This window comes from Clostridiisalibacter paucivorans DSM 22131, assembly GCF_000620125.1.
Taxonomy (GTDB): domain Bacteria; phylum Bacillota; class Clostridia; order Tissierellales; family Clostridiisalibacteraceae; genus Clostridiisalibacter; species Clostridiisalibacter paucivorans.
Genome location: NZ_JHVL01000028.1, coordinates 13,364 through 31,248 on the forward strand (window position 1 = coordinate 13,364; position 17,885 = coordinate 31,248).

A 17,885-nucleotide genomic window follows, 5' to 3' on the forward strand; every position below is an offset into this window, starting at 1 on the left:
TTTTATGGAGGGATATATATGCATAATCATCTTGTTGAAGATCCTATCTATCTTATGAGGGCTGTAGGAGTTTATTTTATAGCACTTATAGCTGTTAGAATGATGGGTAAAAGATCCATAGGAGAGTTGAGTTCCTTTGATTTTGTACTGATGACAGGTGTGGGACATATAATGAGTGCAGTGGCATTGGAAAAGGATATTCCATTTCATGATGGTATACTTGTATTAGCAGTACTTTCCGCTCTTGAAAATATATTAGCCATTATATCCTACAAAAGTAGAAAAATATCTAAAATAATCTCTGGGAAGCCTAGATTTCTTATTGAAGATGGTAAAATGTTAAAACAGGCCATGAAAAAAGAGAAGTTTAATTTCTATGATTTGAGACAAGAATTGAGAAAATCAGGAGTTGATAATGAAAAGGAAGTAGAAAAAGCTATCATTGAAGCCTGTGGTAAATTTAGTGTAATATTAAAGGAACAGGAAAGTCCTTTAAAAAGAAAAGATTTAGGAATACTTAAGGAAGGGGATAGACCTCAATATTTAGATAAAAAATTTGCAGAGATGAGGGCAGAAATCGAAAGGTTAAATACCAGTGTAAGAAACTTAGGTATGGAAATACGAAATATGAAAAATAAAGAGTAATTATTACTCTTTCATTTTTTGTCCAAATATTATAGCATATAGAAGAGAAAATATGGGAGTTGATCTTTATTGAATAAAAACATAGAATTATTGGCTCCAGCAGGAAATATGGAGGCATTGAAAAGTGCAGTGGAAAATGGAGCCAATGCAGTATATCTAGGAGGGAAATTGTTTAGTGCTCGACAGTATGCATCTAATTTTAATGATAAAGAGCTGGAAGATGCAGTTAAGTATGCCCACATAAGGGGGGTAAGGGTTTATGTAGCTTTGAATATATTGTTAAGTGATGATGAAATTGATGAAGCAATAGACTATCTAGTTTACTTATATAGTATAGATGTGGATGCAGTTATAGTGCAGGATTTAGCTGTCATAAAGATATTAAGAGAGTTATTACCTGATTTTGAGATGCATGGAAGTACCCAAATGACTATTAATAATTCATATGGAGCAAGACTTCTTGAAGAGTGGGGACTGACCAGGGTTGTATTGGCTAGGGAGCTTAGTTCAGAGAATATAAAATATATTCATGATAATGCAAAAATAGGACTTGAGGCATTTATTCATGGAGCTTTATGTATAAGCTACTCAGGGCAATGTCTTATGAGTAGTATAATTGGCGGAAGGAGTGGTAATAGAGGTAGATGTGCACAGCCTTGCAGGATGCCTTATTCTTTGGTAGATTTAGATACTCAAAATATTGTAGATATAGAGATGGAAGAGAAATATATATTGAGCCCTAAAGACTTAAATACTATAGAAGATTTAGACCAAATAATAGAATCTGGTGTTGAATCATTAAAGGTAGAAGGCAGGATGAAAAGATCAGAATATGTATCTATAATAGTGAATAAATATAGAAATGCATTGAATGGAGTAAAGGTATCTGAAAAAGACAAGAAGGATATGGCACAGATATTCAATAGGGGATTTACTAAAGGATATATTTCAGGAGATAGAGGCAGTACATTTATATCCTTAGACAGACCAAATAATAGAGGTATTGAAATAGGAAATGTTACGAAACAGGTTGGAAATAAGACATATATATATCTTAAGGATAAATTAGTAGTAGGAGATGGTATTAGGATAATAGATAATACTGGACAAGAATTGGGTTTAATAATAAATAAGATATATATTAAGGAAAAGTCTGTTGATAGTGGAGAAAAAGGAGATACTGTATATATAAAAGGATTAAAAAATGGTTTTATTGGAGCTAAAGTTATGAAGACATCAGATATAACTTTACTTAAAGAATCAAAGAAACAGTATATATCCAATTCTTTTACGAATGTTCATATGGCAGTGAAAATATATATTGGAAGGCCAGTAATACTATATTTATGGGATGATAATGGAAATTATATAGAGGTAAAGAGTGAAATATTAGTAGAAGAGGCAAAAAAAGTTGCCACTTCTAAAGAGAGGGTTGAAAAGCAATTAAGTAAGTTAGGCAATACTTCTTATAATTTGAAATCTATAGAGATTGATATGGATAAAGGTGCTAATATTCCTATAAAACTATTGAATTCTTTAAGAAGGCAAGCTATTGATAGACTTAATAGCATACGGGTCAATTTTAATAATAGAAAATTATTAAAAAAGGATAGAATTGAAAAATATAAATGTGAATTAAAGGATATTAAGATTGATAAAGCAAATGCGAAGAGAAAAATTAGTGTAATGATAGATAATAGAGAAAATTTTGAAAGACTTAATATGAATAAATTTGATAGGATATATATAAATTTTATCGAAGGATTAAATGATGTAATAGACACTCTCAATGATAATGGAAAAGAAATAATACTTTCCACAGACAGGATAATTGGAGACGGAGATTTTGATTCAATAAAAAAAATATTTAATAATGTAGATTTGAAAAAGGTATATGGTGTATCTGCTTCAAATTTAGGCACAATAAAATTTATAAAAGAAAATTTCGATACTAATATCCATTGTGATATAGGAATAAATATATTTAATAGTGTATCAGCTAAATTTTTAGAACAATATGGTATAAGTAGTATTACATTATCTCCAGAATTGACATTGGATCAGATAAGATATATAACTAAAAGAACTGATATCCCTTGTGATATAATAGTATATGGCTACTTACCTGTAATGACAATGAAGCATTGTCCCTTTTCATTAATTAGGAATTGTAAAAATGATAATAGATGTTATAATTGTGAGTTTAGAGAGGGATTTGGTCTTAGGGATAGAAAAGGAGAAATTTTTCCTGTAAAACGAAATAGTGGAATAACAACTGTATATAATGGTCAAACTCTGATGCTTCTTCAATATATAGATAAAATATATGACAGTGGAATATCTTGTATCAGACTAGATTTCAATTTTCAAGAACCTATAAGTGAAATACAAAAGATATATTATGATTTTAGTAATAATAAAATAGATATTAATGAAGCAAATAAATTTGTAGAAAATTTTAAAAGAGACAGAAGTATAACTAAAGGACATTTGTTTAGAGGAGTATTATGAAAGGAGAGTTTCAATGAACAATAAGACCTTAAGGGCTTTAGAATATAAAAAGGTCATAGACATGCTTTGTGATAAGACTACATCGTCTTTAGGAAGGCGTTTGGCAGAAAATCTATTGCCAAGTAAAGATATAACTGATATAGAAATGATGCAGAGGGAGACTGAAGAGGCATTATCCATGACTATAAAGAGGGGAAATATACCTCTAGGGGCTATATATGATGTTTCTAATGAATTGAAGAGGGCAAAAATAGGTGCTATGCTGTCACCGGGAGAATTACTTAAGATTGCCGATTCTATTAGATCAGCTAGAAATATAAAGAATTTTATAAAGGAAGACAAGGATGAAAAAAAATATAAACAATATGAATTAATAATAGGTATGATAAATGAATTAAATGTCTATAAAGATATAGAAGACAATATCTATAATGCAATAATAAGCGAAGAAGAGATATCGGATAATGCTAGTCCAGCATTGAGGAGCATAAGAAGACAGGTAGATATAAAAAATGGGGCAATAAGGGATAAATTGAATGGGATAATAAATTCTTCTGAGAAAAAGAAATATCTACAAGAAGGAATAATAACCATAAGAAATGATAGATATGTGGTTCCCGTTAAGCAGGAATATAAGGGCAAATTTCCTGGATTGGTCCATGATCAATCTTCTAGTGGAGCAACTTTATTTATAGAGCCTATGGCTGTTGTTCAATTAAATAATCAATTAAAGGAACTGAAGGCTAAAGAGAGGACAGAAATAGAGAAAATATTGTCAGAGCTTACTGAAATAGTGAATTTTGAAGCTGAAGGGATATCTGAAAATCAAAAGCTATTGGCTCAATTAGACTTTATATTTGCAAAGGGTAAATTGGCTGTGGATATGAATGCAATAAGGCCTTTGTTAAATAGCAAGGGATATATAAATATAAAACAGGGAAGACATCCTATGATAGACAAAACTGTGGTAGTACCTATAGATATATACTTCGGAGATGAATTTACAAGTCTTGTTATTACTGGACCAAATACAGGAGGTAAGACAGTTACATTGAAGACAGTGGGTTTATTTTCCCTTATGACACAATCGGGTCTTCATATACCTGCCAACCATGGCTCAGAAATGGCTGTTTTTAATAATGTCTTTGCAGATATAGGAGATGAGCAGAGTATAGAACAGAGTCTGAGTACGTTTTCTTCACATATGACTAATATAGTACAGATATTGAAAAATATTTCTAATAACAGTTTAGTACTTTTTGACGAATTGGGAGCAGGAACGGATCCTACAGAGGGTGCGGCGTTGGCAATGTCCATATTAAATTATCTATACGATAAGGGCATAAGGACGATAGCCACTACTCATTACAGTGAATTGAAATTGTATGCAATAGAAACTGAAGGGATAGAGAATGCATCTGTGGAGTTTGATATAAAGACATTGAGCCCCACATATAGGTTATTAGTAGGGGTACCTGGTAAGTCTAATGCCTTTGAAATATCAAAAAGATTAGGGCTGGATAACTTTGTGATTGAGAATGCAAAAAAGCTGATATCTAAAGAAAATATAGAATTTGAAGATATATTATCAAAAATAGAACAGGATAGAAAGGTCAGTAGAGAGAATAAGGAAGAAACTGAAAGACTTAAGCTAGAAGTAGAACAATTAAAGGGAAAATTAAAAGAAAAAGAAGAGAGATTACAGAAGAATAAAGAAAGAATTTTAAAAGATGCCAGAATAAAGGCCAAGGATATATTAAAAAGGGCAAAATCAGATGCGGACGATATAATTAAAGAGATAAGAGATGTATCTATAGAGATAGAAAAAGAAAAAAATAAAAAAATACAAGAATCAAGGGATAAGTTAAGCAAAGATTTGAAAGAAATAGAGTCAGATTTAGTAGAAGATATATTTACAAAGGAAAACTCTAAACCTCCTAAGGACCTAAAAAAGGGAGAATCAGTAAGGATACTAAATCTAAATCAAGTGGGTACAGTGTTGACAGAGCCCGATGATGATGGAAATGTATTGGTACAAGTGGGAATAATGAAGATAAACGTAAATATAACTACTCTAAAAAGGGAAAAAGACAATGAAAAACATAGCATGAAAGTAAAGACTAAAGGGATGATAAGGTCAAAGGCAAAAGCTATAAAAACAGAATTAGATTTAAGAGGTACTACTTTAGAAGAGGCTATGCTAGATGTAGATAAATATTTAGATGATGCATATATGGCTGGTTTAAATCAAGTTTCTATTATTCATGGTAAAGGAACGGGAGTATTGAGGTCTGGCATAAAGCAACTTCTTAAGGGACATAGACATGTTAGAGACTTTAGATTGGGTAACTATAGAGAAGGTGGAACAGGAGTTACGATAGTGGAGTTGAGGTGATTAAAATTGTTATTGGTAAGTGCATGTTTAGCAGGTGTAAATTGTAGGTATGATGGAGATAATAATTTCAACAAAGATATAGCTAATCTAGTTAAGGATGGAAAGGCAATATTAATCTGTCCCGAGCAGATGGGAGGGTTGACTACTCCAAGAATGCCTTGTGAAATAATAATTGATGACCAAGGTAATAGGAAAGTAGTAGATAAAAATGGAAGAGATGTAACCCAAAATTTTATAAAGGGAGCAAAAGAGGCATTGAATATAGCAAAACGTGTTAATGCAAAAAAGGCCATATTAAAGTCTAGGAGTCCTTCATGTGGAGCTTTTCAGATATATGATGGAACATTTGGTGGAAAGATAATAAATGGAACAGGGATTACAGCAGAGCTTTTTAGTAAACATGGTATAGAGATATTTACAGAGGAAAATTATAAATGTGCATTTGATGAATAATAAAGGAGGCATGAAAATGAGTCGTAAATTAATGACTATGGTAGTCATAGGTATATTAATGTTGGGAATATTAGGCGGATGTAAAACGGAGACTTCCGAGGTAAAAACCATGGGAGATATTAGTTACCAAGAAGTAAATATTGAGGAATTAAATGAGGAAATGAAGTCATGGTATCAAGAAAATTATAAATCTAAAGGTGTTTATGATAATGTATCTGATGACGGACAAAGGTATATATTACTTTCGGCAGGAGAGAAGGAGACAGGTGGCTATTCTGTTGATATTCTATCTATAATAGGTGAAGAAGATGAAATAAAAATTAGTGGAAAAGTAAATGTACCAGATGATGATCAAATGGTAACTCAAGCAAGAACATATCCTTATTCAATGGTAAAAATTGAAGACGATGGTACGAGAGATGTGGTACTAGATGTGTTTGAGGAAGAAAAGATAGAAGTAACTGAAGACATAGAAGTAGAGGGTAGTTATGTTGGGCAGATAGATAATAATTTTGTTGAAATAAAGGTGGAAGGAGAACCTAGAGCATTCATGTTAACTGATACCAGTAGAGATAAGATATTAGAATTAGAAACTGGTGACGAAGTGAATATAGTATATTATGAGAATCAAAATGGACAGCTGATATTGAAGAAAATAGAGAAGAGACAATAGTTATATATCAATCTCTATCTTTAATACAATTAGAGATTTAAATTTCAATAATATAGTTTTATTTTTATGATAAAATATAAAAAAGTGGATATGAATGGAGGGAAAGATATGGATATGAATACCATAAGAAAAAATGCCCGTGATAAAATGAAAGGTTATTGTAGAGTCTGTCCAGAATGCAATGGAGTGGCATGTGCTGGAGAAGTACCTGGTATGGGGGGGACAGGTACGGCATCAGCCTTTAAAAATAATATAGAGTCGTTAAAAAGAGTAAAAATATTACTAAGGACTTTACATGATGCAAAAAAACCAGATACATCTACAAATTTGTTTGGATATGAATTGGAAATGCCTATAATATCTGCACCTATAACAGGTAGCAGTTTCAACATGGGAGGTGCGCTAACAGAAGAGGAATATGCAAATGCAGTAGTGAACGGTAGTGTAAATAGTGGTACTATAGCTATGACTGGAGACTCTGCAGATCACTCTATGTATCTTACTGGTCTTGAAAGCATTAAAAAAGTTACTGGAAAAGGAATACCTATTATTAAGCCTAGAGAAAATAGGGCTATTATTGAAAAAATAAGGTTAGCTGAAAAAATTAATCCTTTAGCGGTGGGAGTTGATATAGATGGATCAGGTCTAGTAACTATGGCTTTAAAGGGACAACCTGTAGGACCTAAAAATAGGAAAGAACTTGTGGAAATTATAAAGGCTACAAAAATACCATTCATATTAAAGGGTATTATGACATCAGATGAAGCACAAATGGCTGTAGATGCAGGTGCAAAAGCTATTGTAATATCCAATCATGGGGGGAGGATATTAGATCATACCCCTGGAGTTGCAGAAGTGCTACCTGAAATAGCAAAAAAAGTCAAAGGCAAAATAACTATATTAGCCGATGGAGGAATAAGATCAGGGGTAGATGTATTTAAAATGTTAGCATTGGGTGCTGATGGAGTACTAATTGGAAGGCCTATAATAATGGGGGCCTTTGGTGGATATACAGAGGGAGTTGAAATGGTATTAAATAGTATGAAACAAGAGCTATTAAAAACTATGATTTTAACAGGCTGTAATAATATCAATGATATTGATAATACTAAGATAAGGATATAAAAAAGTTAGTGGTTAGTAATTTAATCCACAAGATTAAGTGACTGTTTTATACTTTTGTTATTAAACTGAATATATTAATTTAAAGCTATTGAATTATTAAATGTAATATGATATATTTAATAAGCGAAAAATAGGGAAATTCGTTGAAAGAGAGAGTAAAATATATTCTACAATACAGCGAATCGGGAGATGGTGGGAGCCCGACATTGTGATATATTTGAATAGAACTCTGGAGAAGTCTTATTGAAACTTTTGGAGTAAATTAGACCGTGAATCTGCGTTAATGAAAAGAGTGGGTGTGTCAATATACATATCAATGAGAGTGGTAACACGGGAAAATCTCGTCTCTAATTTTAGAGGCGAGATTTTTGATTGCTTAGCAAAATATGGATTTACAATAAGGAGGGTTTATACTTGATAGATTTTAGAGAAAAATTATCAGAAGAAGTAAGTAATAATGTAAAAGATCTAACATCAGAAGAGATAAAAGAGTTGGTGGAAATTCCACCTAATTATGATATGGGAGATTATGCTATGCCATGTTTTAGATTGGCAAAAAAATTTAGAAAGTCTCCTCAAATAATTGCCGAGGAAATAGTGAATGCACTAAAAGGCAATCAATATTTCGAAAGGATAGAGAACGTTGGACCATATGTAAATTTTTTTGTAAATAAAGAAGTGTTAGCAGAAGATGTGTTAAAAGAGGTGTTTGATAAAAAAGAGTCTTATGGAGCTACAGATGTAGGAAAATCTAGAAATGTAATAGTTGAATTTTCATCTCCTAATATTGCAAAGCCTTTTCATATAGGTCATATTAGAACCACAGTTATAGGTCATGCATTATATAGAATATATAAGTTTTTAGGGTTTAATGCCATAGCTATAAATCACTTGGGAGATTATGGGACACAATTTGGAAAATTAATAGTAGCATATAAGCAGTGGGGAGATAGAGATGTTATAGAATCAAATCCTATACCTGAATTGCTTAAATTGTATATAAGGTTTCATCAAGAGGCAGAAAAGACACCTCAATTAGATGATGAAGCTAGAATGTGGTTTAAAAAATTGGAAAACAAGGATTCAGAGGCTACTGAATTATGGCAGTGGATTAGGGATGTAAGTCTAAAAGAGTTCAATAGGGTCTATGATATGTTAAATATCAAATTTGATTCTTTTGCAGGAGAAAGTTTTTATTCTGATAAAATGCCAGTTGTAGTTGAAAAAATGGAACAAAAAGGTCTTTTGACTGAATCACAAGGTGCCAAAATAGTTGATTTAGAGTCTTATGATATGCCTCCTGCATTAATAAAGAAAAAAGATGGTTCTACTCTATATATTACAAGGGATATAGCTGCTGCAATATATAGAAAAGAAGAGTATGATTTTTATAAAAATATATATGTAGTAGGTTCACAACAGATATTACATTTTAAACAATGGATCAAAATCATTGAACTTATGGGTCATGACTGGGCAAAAGATTGTATCCATGTGCCCTTTGGCATGGTGAGTCTAGAAGAAGGTACCATGTCAACTAGAGCTGGTCGTGTTGTGTTTTTGGAAGATGTATTAAACAAGGCAGTGGAAAAGACTAAAGAGATAATTGAAAACAAGAATCCTAAATTGGAAAATAAGGAACAAGTAGCTAAAGAAGTTGGTATAGGAGCAGTTTTATTCCAAGAGTTGTCTAATAACAGAATAAAAGATTATACATTTTCATGGGATAAGACACTGGCTTTTGAGGGTGAAACAGGACCTTATGTGCAATATACCCATACTAGGGCCAGCAGTATATTGAGGAGAGCCGATGTTAAAATAGATAAAGATGTAGATTATTCTATTCTTATTAATGATGAAGCAGTAAATGTTATAAGACTATTACAAGGATTTAATCAAGTGATAATAGATGCTATGGAAAAAAATGAACCATCATTTATAACTAGACATATAACAGAAATAGCAAAGGCATATAATAGATTTTACCATTCATGTCCTATATTGTCTGAGGATGATGATATAAAGAAAGCAAGACTTTTATTGACATATGCTGCCAAGACTGTTATAAAAACAGGATTAAATCTTTTAGGAATAGATGCACCAGAAAAAATGTAAAAATATTATTGTCGAATTTTAGGTAAGCATTTACAAAAGAATTATAATATGTTATATTTATATTGTAATTGTCGAAGTTTGAATTATTAACTCTAACTCTATAAAATTTTTTTTAGACACCGAGATAGGTGTCTATTTTTTTGCATTAAATTATTATGCTATTTTTTAAAATGGGTTTAATTTTATTCAATTTTGGTTATAAAAGAAATATTGACTAACTGAGGTATATTTTATATAATACTCTTTGTGTGTCAGAGAAAGGAGAGTTTTTTAAAAATGAAAAAAAGAGTATCATTATATATAGTGTTGACTATAATACTGTTTAGCAGCACTGTATTTGGGGTTATGCTAAATGAAAATAAAGAGGCATCTCTAAATATGGAAGTTTTACAAGGTCAAAAGGTTATAGACAATACTAGTATAATAGAAGAGAGCACAAGACAACTTAAAATAGACTATATAAAGGGATTGACCAAATTAAATAATGTGCAGTCAGAATTTTTATTAAAACAGTGTGATGAAAAGGAATTAGATGTGTTTTTAGTATTGGGGCTTATGAAAGTTGAGAGTAACTTTAATACTAAATTGGTAGGAAGCTTAGGAGAGAGGGGACTAGGACAATTAATGGATGGAACAGCTAGAACATTGGCTAGAAATCTTAACAAAAAATATGACCCTAGTTATTTATTTAAACCCGAATATAATATAGAATTATTTACAACACATTTAAAATATTTAAAGGGTTATTATAATGGCAATGTTCACAAGATTCTTACAGCTTATAATAGGGGACAATACGGGCTAAAAAAATATATGGCATCTAGAAGTAGTACAAGAAACCCTGAAAGTAGCATATATTCTAATAGAGTAATAGAATATAAAATAAAATTTAAAAGAGCATTTGAAAATTTCATAGATAGCCAGAAATAACTCCTTCAACATGCCACATAAACTATAGATTTCTTATCATCTTGTCGATAATAATATTGAAAGATAAAGGGGAGGAGGAATGTTAATGGCACGCATATCAAAGTCATCCTCAATTAATAAAAAGAGAATTCATAGTAGTTTTGTGGACAGAAATAGGAGTATAAGAAGAACAGAGGCTGTGGAATCAGTTAATTCTGTAAATAATGTGGGAAATAATACTGGATATACCTTTTCTAGTTATCTTATGGCATCAGATCAATTTTATGAAAAATTAGAGGAACTTAGAAGAGAATATGATAAATTTTATCATCATGAAGTAGAATTAGAAAAGGCTATAAAAGACATACAAGAAAATAAAGATAAACTCATCGATAAAATGAAAAAACTTATAATAAAATATAATAATGCCATTGATTCATTGGTAGATTTTGATGATAAATTTAACACCAATCATGCTATTAGAATTAAAAATATTATAAATGATTTTTCCAATGAATTAAAAGATATAGGTATAAATATAGTAGAAGAGAAGAGATTATCTATAGATGAAAATATATTCTATAGAGTAATGACAGATTTTGATAAAGATTTAATGTTTTTGTTTGAACCTATCAAGGGGTTGATAATAAGACTATATAGGGCATTTAAGAATATAAAAGTACCCTTTGATGAAAAGGAAAATATAAATAGTATAGATTATAGGGGATTTATAATGGATAAAAAGTATTAGATTTATTGATGCACAATTATACACCTTTAAACATAATATGAAATAAAGATGTTCTGTTTAAAGGAGGGATAGTATGAGTTATGATGGAAGATATCCAGAGATATATTATCAAATAACACCTAAAGCAAATCAATGTATATATAGGTATTATCCACCCTATATGCCTATTTATAATCTTCCTGATGATGAACAAATGGATATGATGGTAGATGAAGTCTATGAAGGAGTAATAAAAGAATACCCAGAGATAGACAGGGATCCAAAGGAGAGAAGAGGAAAGTCAAAGGGCGTGTTTTTTCAAGGAAGACAGTTCTATGGAAGAAGAAGATTACTTAGAGATATGATTTCTATAATATTACTTAGTGAGTTGTTGAAAAGGAGAAACTATTATCCTGGATATGGCTATGGATATATGCCTTGGTATTGAAAAACAAAAATATCCTGCAAATTTTATATTGCAGGATATTTTTATGTATTTTTGTTTAATAAAATAAGTGAAAAGGATATAATCATTAGTATATAGAGATTATTTTTAAAATAGACTTTATGTTAGGTGGAAAAAATGAAAAAAAATCTAATGAACTTTTTATTTGTTTTTATGGTATTGTTAATATCCATATATATATTATTTTCTAGTAAAGACATAACACAGTTAAAAGACATATTAGATAAATCTAATAAAGTGTATATATTATTATCTTTATTATCTATGATAATATTTTGGATATTAGATGGTCAAATTCTATTTAATGTAATTAAGATGATGGGAATAGAATTTAGATATATATATGCTATTAAAACTATTTTTGTAGGTCAGTACTTTATGAGTATAACACCATTTTCCAGTGGAGGACCTCCAGCCTTAATATATTCTTTAAAAAAACATGGTGTTAAGGTATGGGATGGTTCAATAATTATTTTAGTAAAGTATATAATTAATGAAATAGCCTTGGGAATATTTATAGTTATAGGATATATGTATAATAAAAACATTCTGGATAGTGAATTAAAATATATAAAACCTTTTATACTATTTGGAATTGTGGTTTCTATAATTATAGGATTTTTTATTTTAATCAACTTTCTCAATACAGAATTCACAGAAAGGCTCATAAAGTATTTATTATCTTTTATGAAAAAAATAGGTCTTAGTAAGAAAAAGAAAATGATTTCTAAAATTGAACATACTGTTGAAGAATACAAGATATCGGTAGAAAAGATTAAGAATACAAGAAAAATAGTTATTAAGATTGTTATATTAAATATATTAAAACTATTGATATATTATAATATTACATATCTAGTTTTTAGAACTTTTGGTGATTTTGATATAAAAGTGAAAAATATAATAACTTTACAGCCCCTATTAGAAATAGCAATAGCATATATACCTATACCTGGGAAAAGTGGTGCAGCAGAAGCAGGATTCTATTTGATGTTTCAAGGAATTTTTTCTTCTGAAAAGCTAATATACGGAGTGATTTTGTGGAGAGTGGTGACTTATTATTCAAGGATAATAGTTGGAGGATTAATAACATTGATAGATAAGATATATATAAAGGAACAAAAAAGAATTTAAAAACAAAATAACATTAAAAATCTATTATATGAATTTACAAAAGATATGATTATTTATATAATTAAACTAAACTATAGTATAAGGAATGAAAAGATGAAAGATATAAAAGGATTTTTATATGATATAGATAAAAAACTTTTTGATTTTTTTAATAATTTTATAAAATGCAGGTTTTTAGATATAATAATGCCTTTAGTTACTAAATTAGGCAGTGCAAGTATTTCTATTTGTATTCCACTTATAATGGTGATCTTTGGAGATGAAAATATAAAGAAGTTAGGCATAGAATGTTTAACTGCAATAACAAGTAGTCATTTACTGGTGCAGATTCTTAAAAGGATGATCTCTAGAGAAAGACCCTATAATATATTTAAAAATATAAATACCTTTGGGATGACATTAAAGGACTCTTCATGGCCTTCAGGACATACTACTGCTAGTTTTTCTTTGGCCACTACAATATCTATGAATTTACCTTATATAGGGGTGATGGTAATAGGACTAGCTCTTATTGTTGGTATTTCTAGAATATATCTTGCAGTACACTATCCATCGGATGTTTTATCAGGATTATTAATTGGATCTGTGTTTTCCATGTTTTTACATGGATATTATTTCTTTTAAATTAACGCAAAGGGTCATATATGCAAAATTTTCTTAAATATATTATAATATAAGTGTTTATGTAATATATATTCAAAATAAAAATAGTAGTAATATTTATGTACTAAGGGGGGTGTATTGTGACAAAAGATTTATTGTCACAAAATTAAATGAAAAATATACTGCGGAACAATTTGGAAGAGCATTATGTATTATTTGCCAGTATAATAAAATGGTTAATTCTATCTGTATTTGTAGGATTTGTAGTTGGTGGAATTACAGCATTATTTATTAAGTTAGTAAACATAAGTACTAGTTTTTTTTATGGGTTTAAATATTATTATCTATTCATACCTTTGGGATTATTTTTAAGTAGTCTTATAATTTTCAAATCATCACCAGAGGCGAAGGGACATGGTACAGAAAAGGCCATAAGTGCTATAAACAATGATAGTGGAAAGACAGGTATAATAGTAGTCCCAATAAAAGCATTGACCACGATTATAACATTAATTTTTGGTGGTTCTGTTGGATTGGAGGGTCCATCTACTCAAATTGGTGCAGGTATGGCTTCAAAAATATCTGATATATTTAAATTGAAAGACGTAGATAGGAAGAGGTTGGCAATATGTGGAGTAGCTTCAGGGTTTGTGGGAGTATTTGGTTCTCCAGTGGGAGCAGCGGTATTTGCTTCAGAGGTATTATACATAGGTGCATTTAATTACATATCATTATTTTCATCTTTAATATCAGCATTTGTAAGTTTTTTTGTTGGTAGATTTTTAGGGACAAAACCTTTAATTACTTATTTTGTGGACATGAAGGATTTTAGTAATAGTGTAATTATTATTAGAATGATATTGTTTGGATTAGCAATTGGCTTAATATCTATTATGTTTATAAAGTTTATAAATTTCGTAGAGAAGATGTTCAAAAGAATCAATATATATCCTCCATTTAAAGGGTTAATAGGCGGTTTTTTAATTATAGTCCTTATATTTATAACAGGAAATACAGACTATTTAGGAATAGGAGGAGATATAATAAATAAGTCTGTTATAGGAGGAAATGTACGGTCCACAGATTTCATATGGAAATCTATAGCTACGGCTCTTACCTTAGGTTCTGGTGGAAGTGGAGGTATTTTAACTCCTATGCTCTATGTGGGTTCAACCTTTGGAAGAGTATGGGCATCTATAGTTAGTGGAAGTCCTACTTTTTATGCAGCAGTAGGAATGGTTACTTTTATGGTTACTTGTTCAAACACACCTTTAGCAGGAATAATCATGTGTATGGAGCTTTTTGGTTCAGAAGTAGGAGTATATGCTTCTATAGTATGCGTAATAGCTTATGTAATTGTTGGTCACAAAAGTATTTATCCAACACAGATATTAGTTAATAGTAAGACACCTTCACTGTTTATGGATATTAATTGTGAAGTTTCCCAGATAGAAAACAAAGTCAAAATTAACAATCCAATCCTTGAGAAACCTTTTGATAAAAATAAGAAAAAATCTGAGGAAACAAAGGGTTGAAATTTATTATTTAAGAAGATAATATATATATTTAGGCCAAAGAGCTGATTCTTTGGCTTTTTTTGTTTAAATTATAGGATAAAGGAAAAACATATAATATGTAGAATAAATATAAAGGAGAATAAATAATTTGGATAAAAATAATAAACGAAGAAATTACATGGTCTTAGCTAATATTTTTTTGGAAAAGGGAGATATTCTAAAGGGTATAAGGGCTCTGGACAAATCTTTGGAATTTGTAGAATCTAGAGATGATAAGATTAAACTGTTATTTAATATAGCATTATTAAAAGATCAAGAAGGCTTGAAGGAAGAAGCACTTTCTACATATGATAAAATAATTGGCTTAGATAAAAGTCAAGGTGGGGCATATTATGGCAAGGCCATAATATATGATGATTTAGGTGACAAAGAGAAGGCATTATCTTTTTATAAAAAGACTATAGATGTAGACTGTTCATATGATAGGGCATATTTTTATATGGCCAATGTATATGATGAAATAGGAAAAAAGGATAAAGCTATTATGTATTATAAAAAAACTATAGAGTTAGTTCCAGATGATTACATGGCGTTAAATAATTTAGGGGCTATATATGAGGAAATAAAAGAATATGAAAAGGCTCAAATGATGATAGAGAATAGTATTAGGTCAAATCCTAATTATTATAAATCTCTTTTTAATATGGGCGTTATAAAAAAGAAGCAGGGCTTGATTAAAGAGGCTTTATACTACTATGATAAATCTATGATAGTAAAGGATGATTATCCCTATACTTATCTCAATAAGTCTGTAATCTATATTGAGAAGAAAGATTATAATAGGGCTATAGATATATTGACTGAAGGAATTAGACATTGTCCCAATACAGGATTCCTTTATTATAATCGAGCATGTTGCTATGCTAAACTCCACAATAAATTTAAAGCCAGAGATGATCTAAATAAATCAATAAAATTATATCCAGAATTTAATGAAATATATAAGACAGATAATGATTTGAAAGATTTAATATAGTAAAATAAATATTTAGATTTGTCTTAAAATAATAAAAAAGATTAAATGTAAATAAAAGGTTGACAAGCCATATATATATATACTAATATTAAACCATATATGGTATATATTTCAAATAACATATTTTAATTTACAAAGGAGGAATTAAATATGAAATTATTGAAGAGAATAATGAATATAATTTTGTTATTAGGAATAGTTTTTAGTGCAAATTTTATTTTTGCAAATGAAATAGAAAATAGGTGTTCCAGTATTCAAGATGTTCCTAATGATGTATGTGTTGTTATTCATTATAATGAATTAAAAGAAAATTTAATATTTCCAAATGTTCCTGAAGAACAAATATATAAATTTTTAAGCAAACTATCTGATAAAATCATTTTAGAAAAAAATATAGAAAACCCTCAAAAAATTCTCAATAAAATTTTAGATACAGAAGGAACAAAATTAATAAACGGAATAAATATTTCAGAAAGTCAGTTAGATGTTATAGAAAATAATTTATATGTTCAAATTTTTAGTAATGAAAAACAATATCTTGAAAAAGAAATTATAAAATTAAAGCCTTTAGAAATCTATCAATATTCTCATGATATGCCCCCTTCAATGCTTTCAGATATGCAAGAAATTTCATACGTAGACAAATATCAAATAAAAACTAAACTATTAGAAATAAATCCACCTGTTTATAGAAGTACTTTGAAAGGTGCAAAAGATCATACTGCAAAAGATGCAAGATTTTACAGTAAATCAAATGGGGGAATAAGAACAGAACACGTATCTGGCAAAAAATTATCTGGAGTAATAGATTCTATTGATGATGAATATTCAGCTAGCGTATGGTGGGTTGGTCCTGGTTATCCTGCATTTAAAATTCAGTGGGAAATAAGTTATAATAGAGGGATTGAAAGAAAATAGAGATAAGGAAATACATGACAATGCCGCAAAAGTGCATGATGGATTAAGTGCTTTTGTGGCATTAGCTAAAAGGGGAGAACTATTATGACATCATGTAGAAAGATAAGTATATTATTGATTTTAATGTTAGTATTTACTATTTCATCATGCACAAAGGAAGAAAAATATGAGAGTATAGATGAGGTTCCTGAAGATGTTCTTGTTATTATAAGGTATGGGGATCTTTTTGAGCAAACGATTTTTTCAAATTTGTCTAAAGATCAAGCTGCCAAACTTTTGAATGATATAACAACAGAAATGCTTTTAATTAAAGACAAGAGTAAATATCAAGAAAATCCTCAAGGATTACTCAATTATGTTTTACAAGAAAAAAATACTTCAGTAGCTAAAGATATAAAAGAAATGCAAATATCTAATAAACAGATTGAAGCTATGAAAGAAAGGATAGATGTTTCTTTTACAGAAAATAAAAAACAATATACAAAGAATGGAGTTACAAATTTAGATGTTTCTCCAGATGATTATCCACAAGATGTAAAAAAAGCACTTGAAAATGGTGAATATATAAAATAAATAAGACAGCTAATGATTTGAAAGATTTGATATAGTAAAATAAACATTTAGATTTGTCTTAGAATAATAAAAAAGGTTAAAT

The 17,885-nt window shown here is 29.6% G+C and carries 16 protein-coding genes and 1 other annotated feature; all 16 genes read left to right on the forward strand.

The features are described 5' to 3' along the window. Positions 1-18 precede the first annotated feature (18 nt). The 16 genes from Q326_RS17050 to Q326_RS0109130 all read left to right on the forward strand — a co-directional run bounded on the left by Q326_RS17050 (position 19) and on the right by Q326_RS0109130 (position 17,803). Positions 19-645, forward strand: coding sequence for a DUF421 domain-containing protein (locus Q326_RS17050; RefSeq protein ID WP_051531340.1), 627 nt, complete (start codon positions 19-21; stop codon positions 643-645). Between the two features lie 69 nt (positions 646-714). Further along, on the forward strand, positions 715-3,156 hold the full coding sequence (locus Q326_RS0109055) for a U32 family peptidase (RefSeq protein ID WP_026895098.1): 2,442 nt from the start codon (positions 715-717) through the stop codon (positions 3,154-3,156). A 13-nt stretch (positions 3,157-3,169) separates the two neighbouring features. Then, positions 3,170-5,551, forward strand: a complete 2,382-nt coding sequence (locus Q326_RS0109060; protein ID WP_026895099.1) for an endonuclease MutS2 — start codon at positions 3,170-3,172, stop codon at positions 5,549-5,551. Positions 5,552-5,557: 6 nt separating this feature from the next. Beyond that, complete coding sequence (locus Q326_RS0109065) at positions 5,558-6,004, forward strand: 2-thiouracil desulfurase family protein (protein ID WP_026895100.1); 447 nt, start codon at positions 5,558-5,560, stop codon at positions 6,002-6,004. 16 nt (positions 6,005-6,020) lie between these two features. Continuing rightward, positions 6,021-6,677, forward strand: coding sequence for a protease complex subunit PrcB family protein (locus Q326_RS0109070; RefSeq protein WP_026895101.1), 657 nt, complete (start codon positions 6,021-6,023; stop codon positions 6,675-6,677). Between the two features lie 108 nt (positions 6,678-6,785). Continuing rightward, positions 6,786-7,802 (forward strand): alpha-hydroxy-acid oxidizing protein, encoded by a 1,017-nt coding sequence (locus Q326_RS0109075; RefSeq protein ID WP_026895102.1) that lies wholly within the window; start codon positions 6,786-6,788, stop codon positions 7,800-7,802. 134 nt (positions 7,803-7,936) lie between these two features. Further along, positions 7,937-8,154, forward strand: a binding site (T-box leader). Between the two features lie 62 nt (positions 8,155-8,216). Continuing rightward, complete coding sequence (gene argS, locus Q326_RS0109080) at positions 8,217-9,917, forward strand: arginine--tRNA ligase (RefSeq protein ID WP_026895103.1); 1,701 nt, start codon at positions 8,217-8,219, stop codon at positions 9,915-9,917. Positions 9,918-10,193: 276 nt separating this feature from the next. Then, a complete protein-coding gene (locus Q326_RS0109085; RefSeq protein WP_026895104.1) occupies positions 10,194-10,847 on the forward strand; it encodes a lytic transglycosylase domain-containing protein in 654 nt (217 codons plus the stop codon). 85 nt (positions 10,848-10,932) lie between these two features. Further along, a complete protein-coding gene (locus tag Q326_RS0109090) occupies positions 10,933-11,577 on the forward strand; it encodes a hypothetical protein (RefSeq protein WP_026895105.1) in 645 nt (214 codons plus the stop codon). A 73-nt stretch (positions 11,578-11,650) separates the two neighbouring features. Then, positions 11,651-12,004: a hypothetical protein gene (locus tag Q326_RS0109095; RefSeq protein ID WP_026895106.1), complete on the forward strand. Its 354-nt coding sequence runs from the start codon at positions 11,651-11,653 to the stop codon at positions 12,002-12,004. 135 nt (positions 12,005-12,139) lie between these two features. Then, positions 12,140-13,156 carry a lysylphosphatidylglycerol synthase transmembrane domain-containing protein gene (locus Q326_RS0109100; protein ID WP_026895107.1) on the forward strand — a complete coding sequence of 339 codons (1,017 nt, stop codon included), beginning with the start codon at positions 12,140-12,142 and terminating at the stop codon, positions 13,154-13,156. 93 nt (positions 13,157-13,249) lie between these two features. Beyond that, positions 13,250-13,780, forward strand: coding sequence for a phosphatase PAP2 family protein (locus Q326_RS0109105; RefSeq protein WP_026895108.1), 531 nt, complete (start codon positions 13,250-13,252; stop codon positions 13,778-13,780). Positions 13,781-13,953: 173 nt separating this feature from the next. Next, a complete protein-coding gene (locus Q326_RS0109110) occupies positions 13,954-15,294 on the forward strand; it encodes a chloride channel protein (protein ID WP_245592082.1) in 1,341 nt (446 codons plus the stop codon). Between the two features lie 130 nt (positions 15,295-15,424). Next, positions 15,425-16,312: a tetratricopeptide repeat protein gene (locus Q326_RS0109115; protein WP_245592083.1), complete on the forward strand. Its 888-nt coding sequence runs from the start codon at positions 15,425-15,427 to the stop codon at positions 16,310-16,312. 150 nt (positions 16,313-16,462) lie between these two features. After that, complete coding sequence (locus Q326_RS0109120) at positions 16,463-17,230, forward strand: hypothetical protein (protein WP_026895111.1); 768 nt, start codon at positions 16,463-16,465, stop codon at positions 17,228-17,230. An 84-nt stretch (positions 17,231-17,314) separates the two neighbouring features. Next, the gene (locus Q326_RS0109130) at positions 17,315-17,803 is read left to right on the forward strand and encodes a hypothetical protein (RefSeq protein ID WP_026895112.1); all 489 of its coding nucleotides are present in this window, start codon (positions 17,315-17,317) and stop codon (positions 17,801-17,803) included. Positions 17,804-17,885 lie beyond the last annotated feature (82 nt).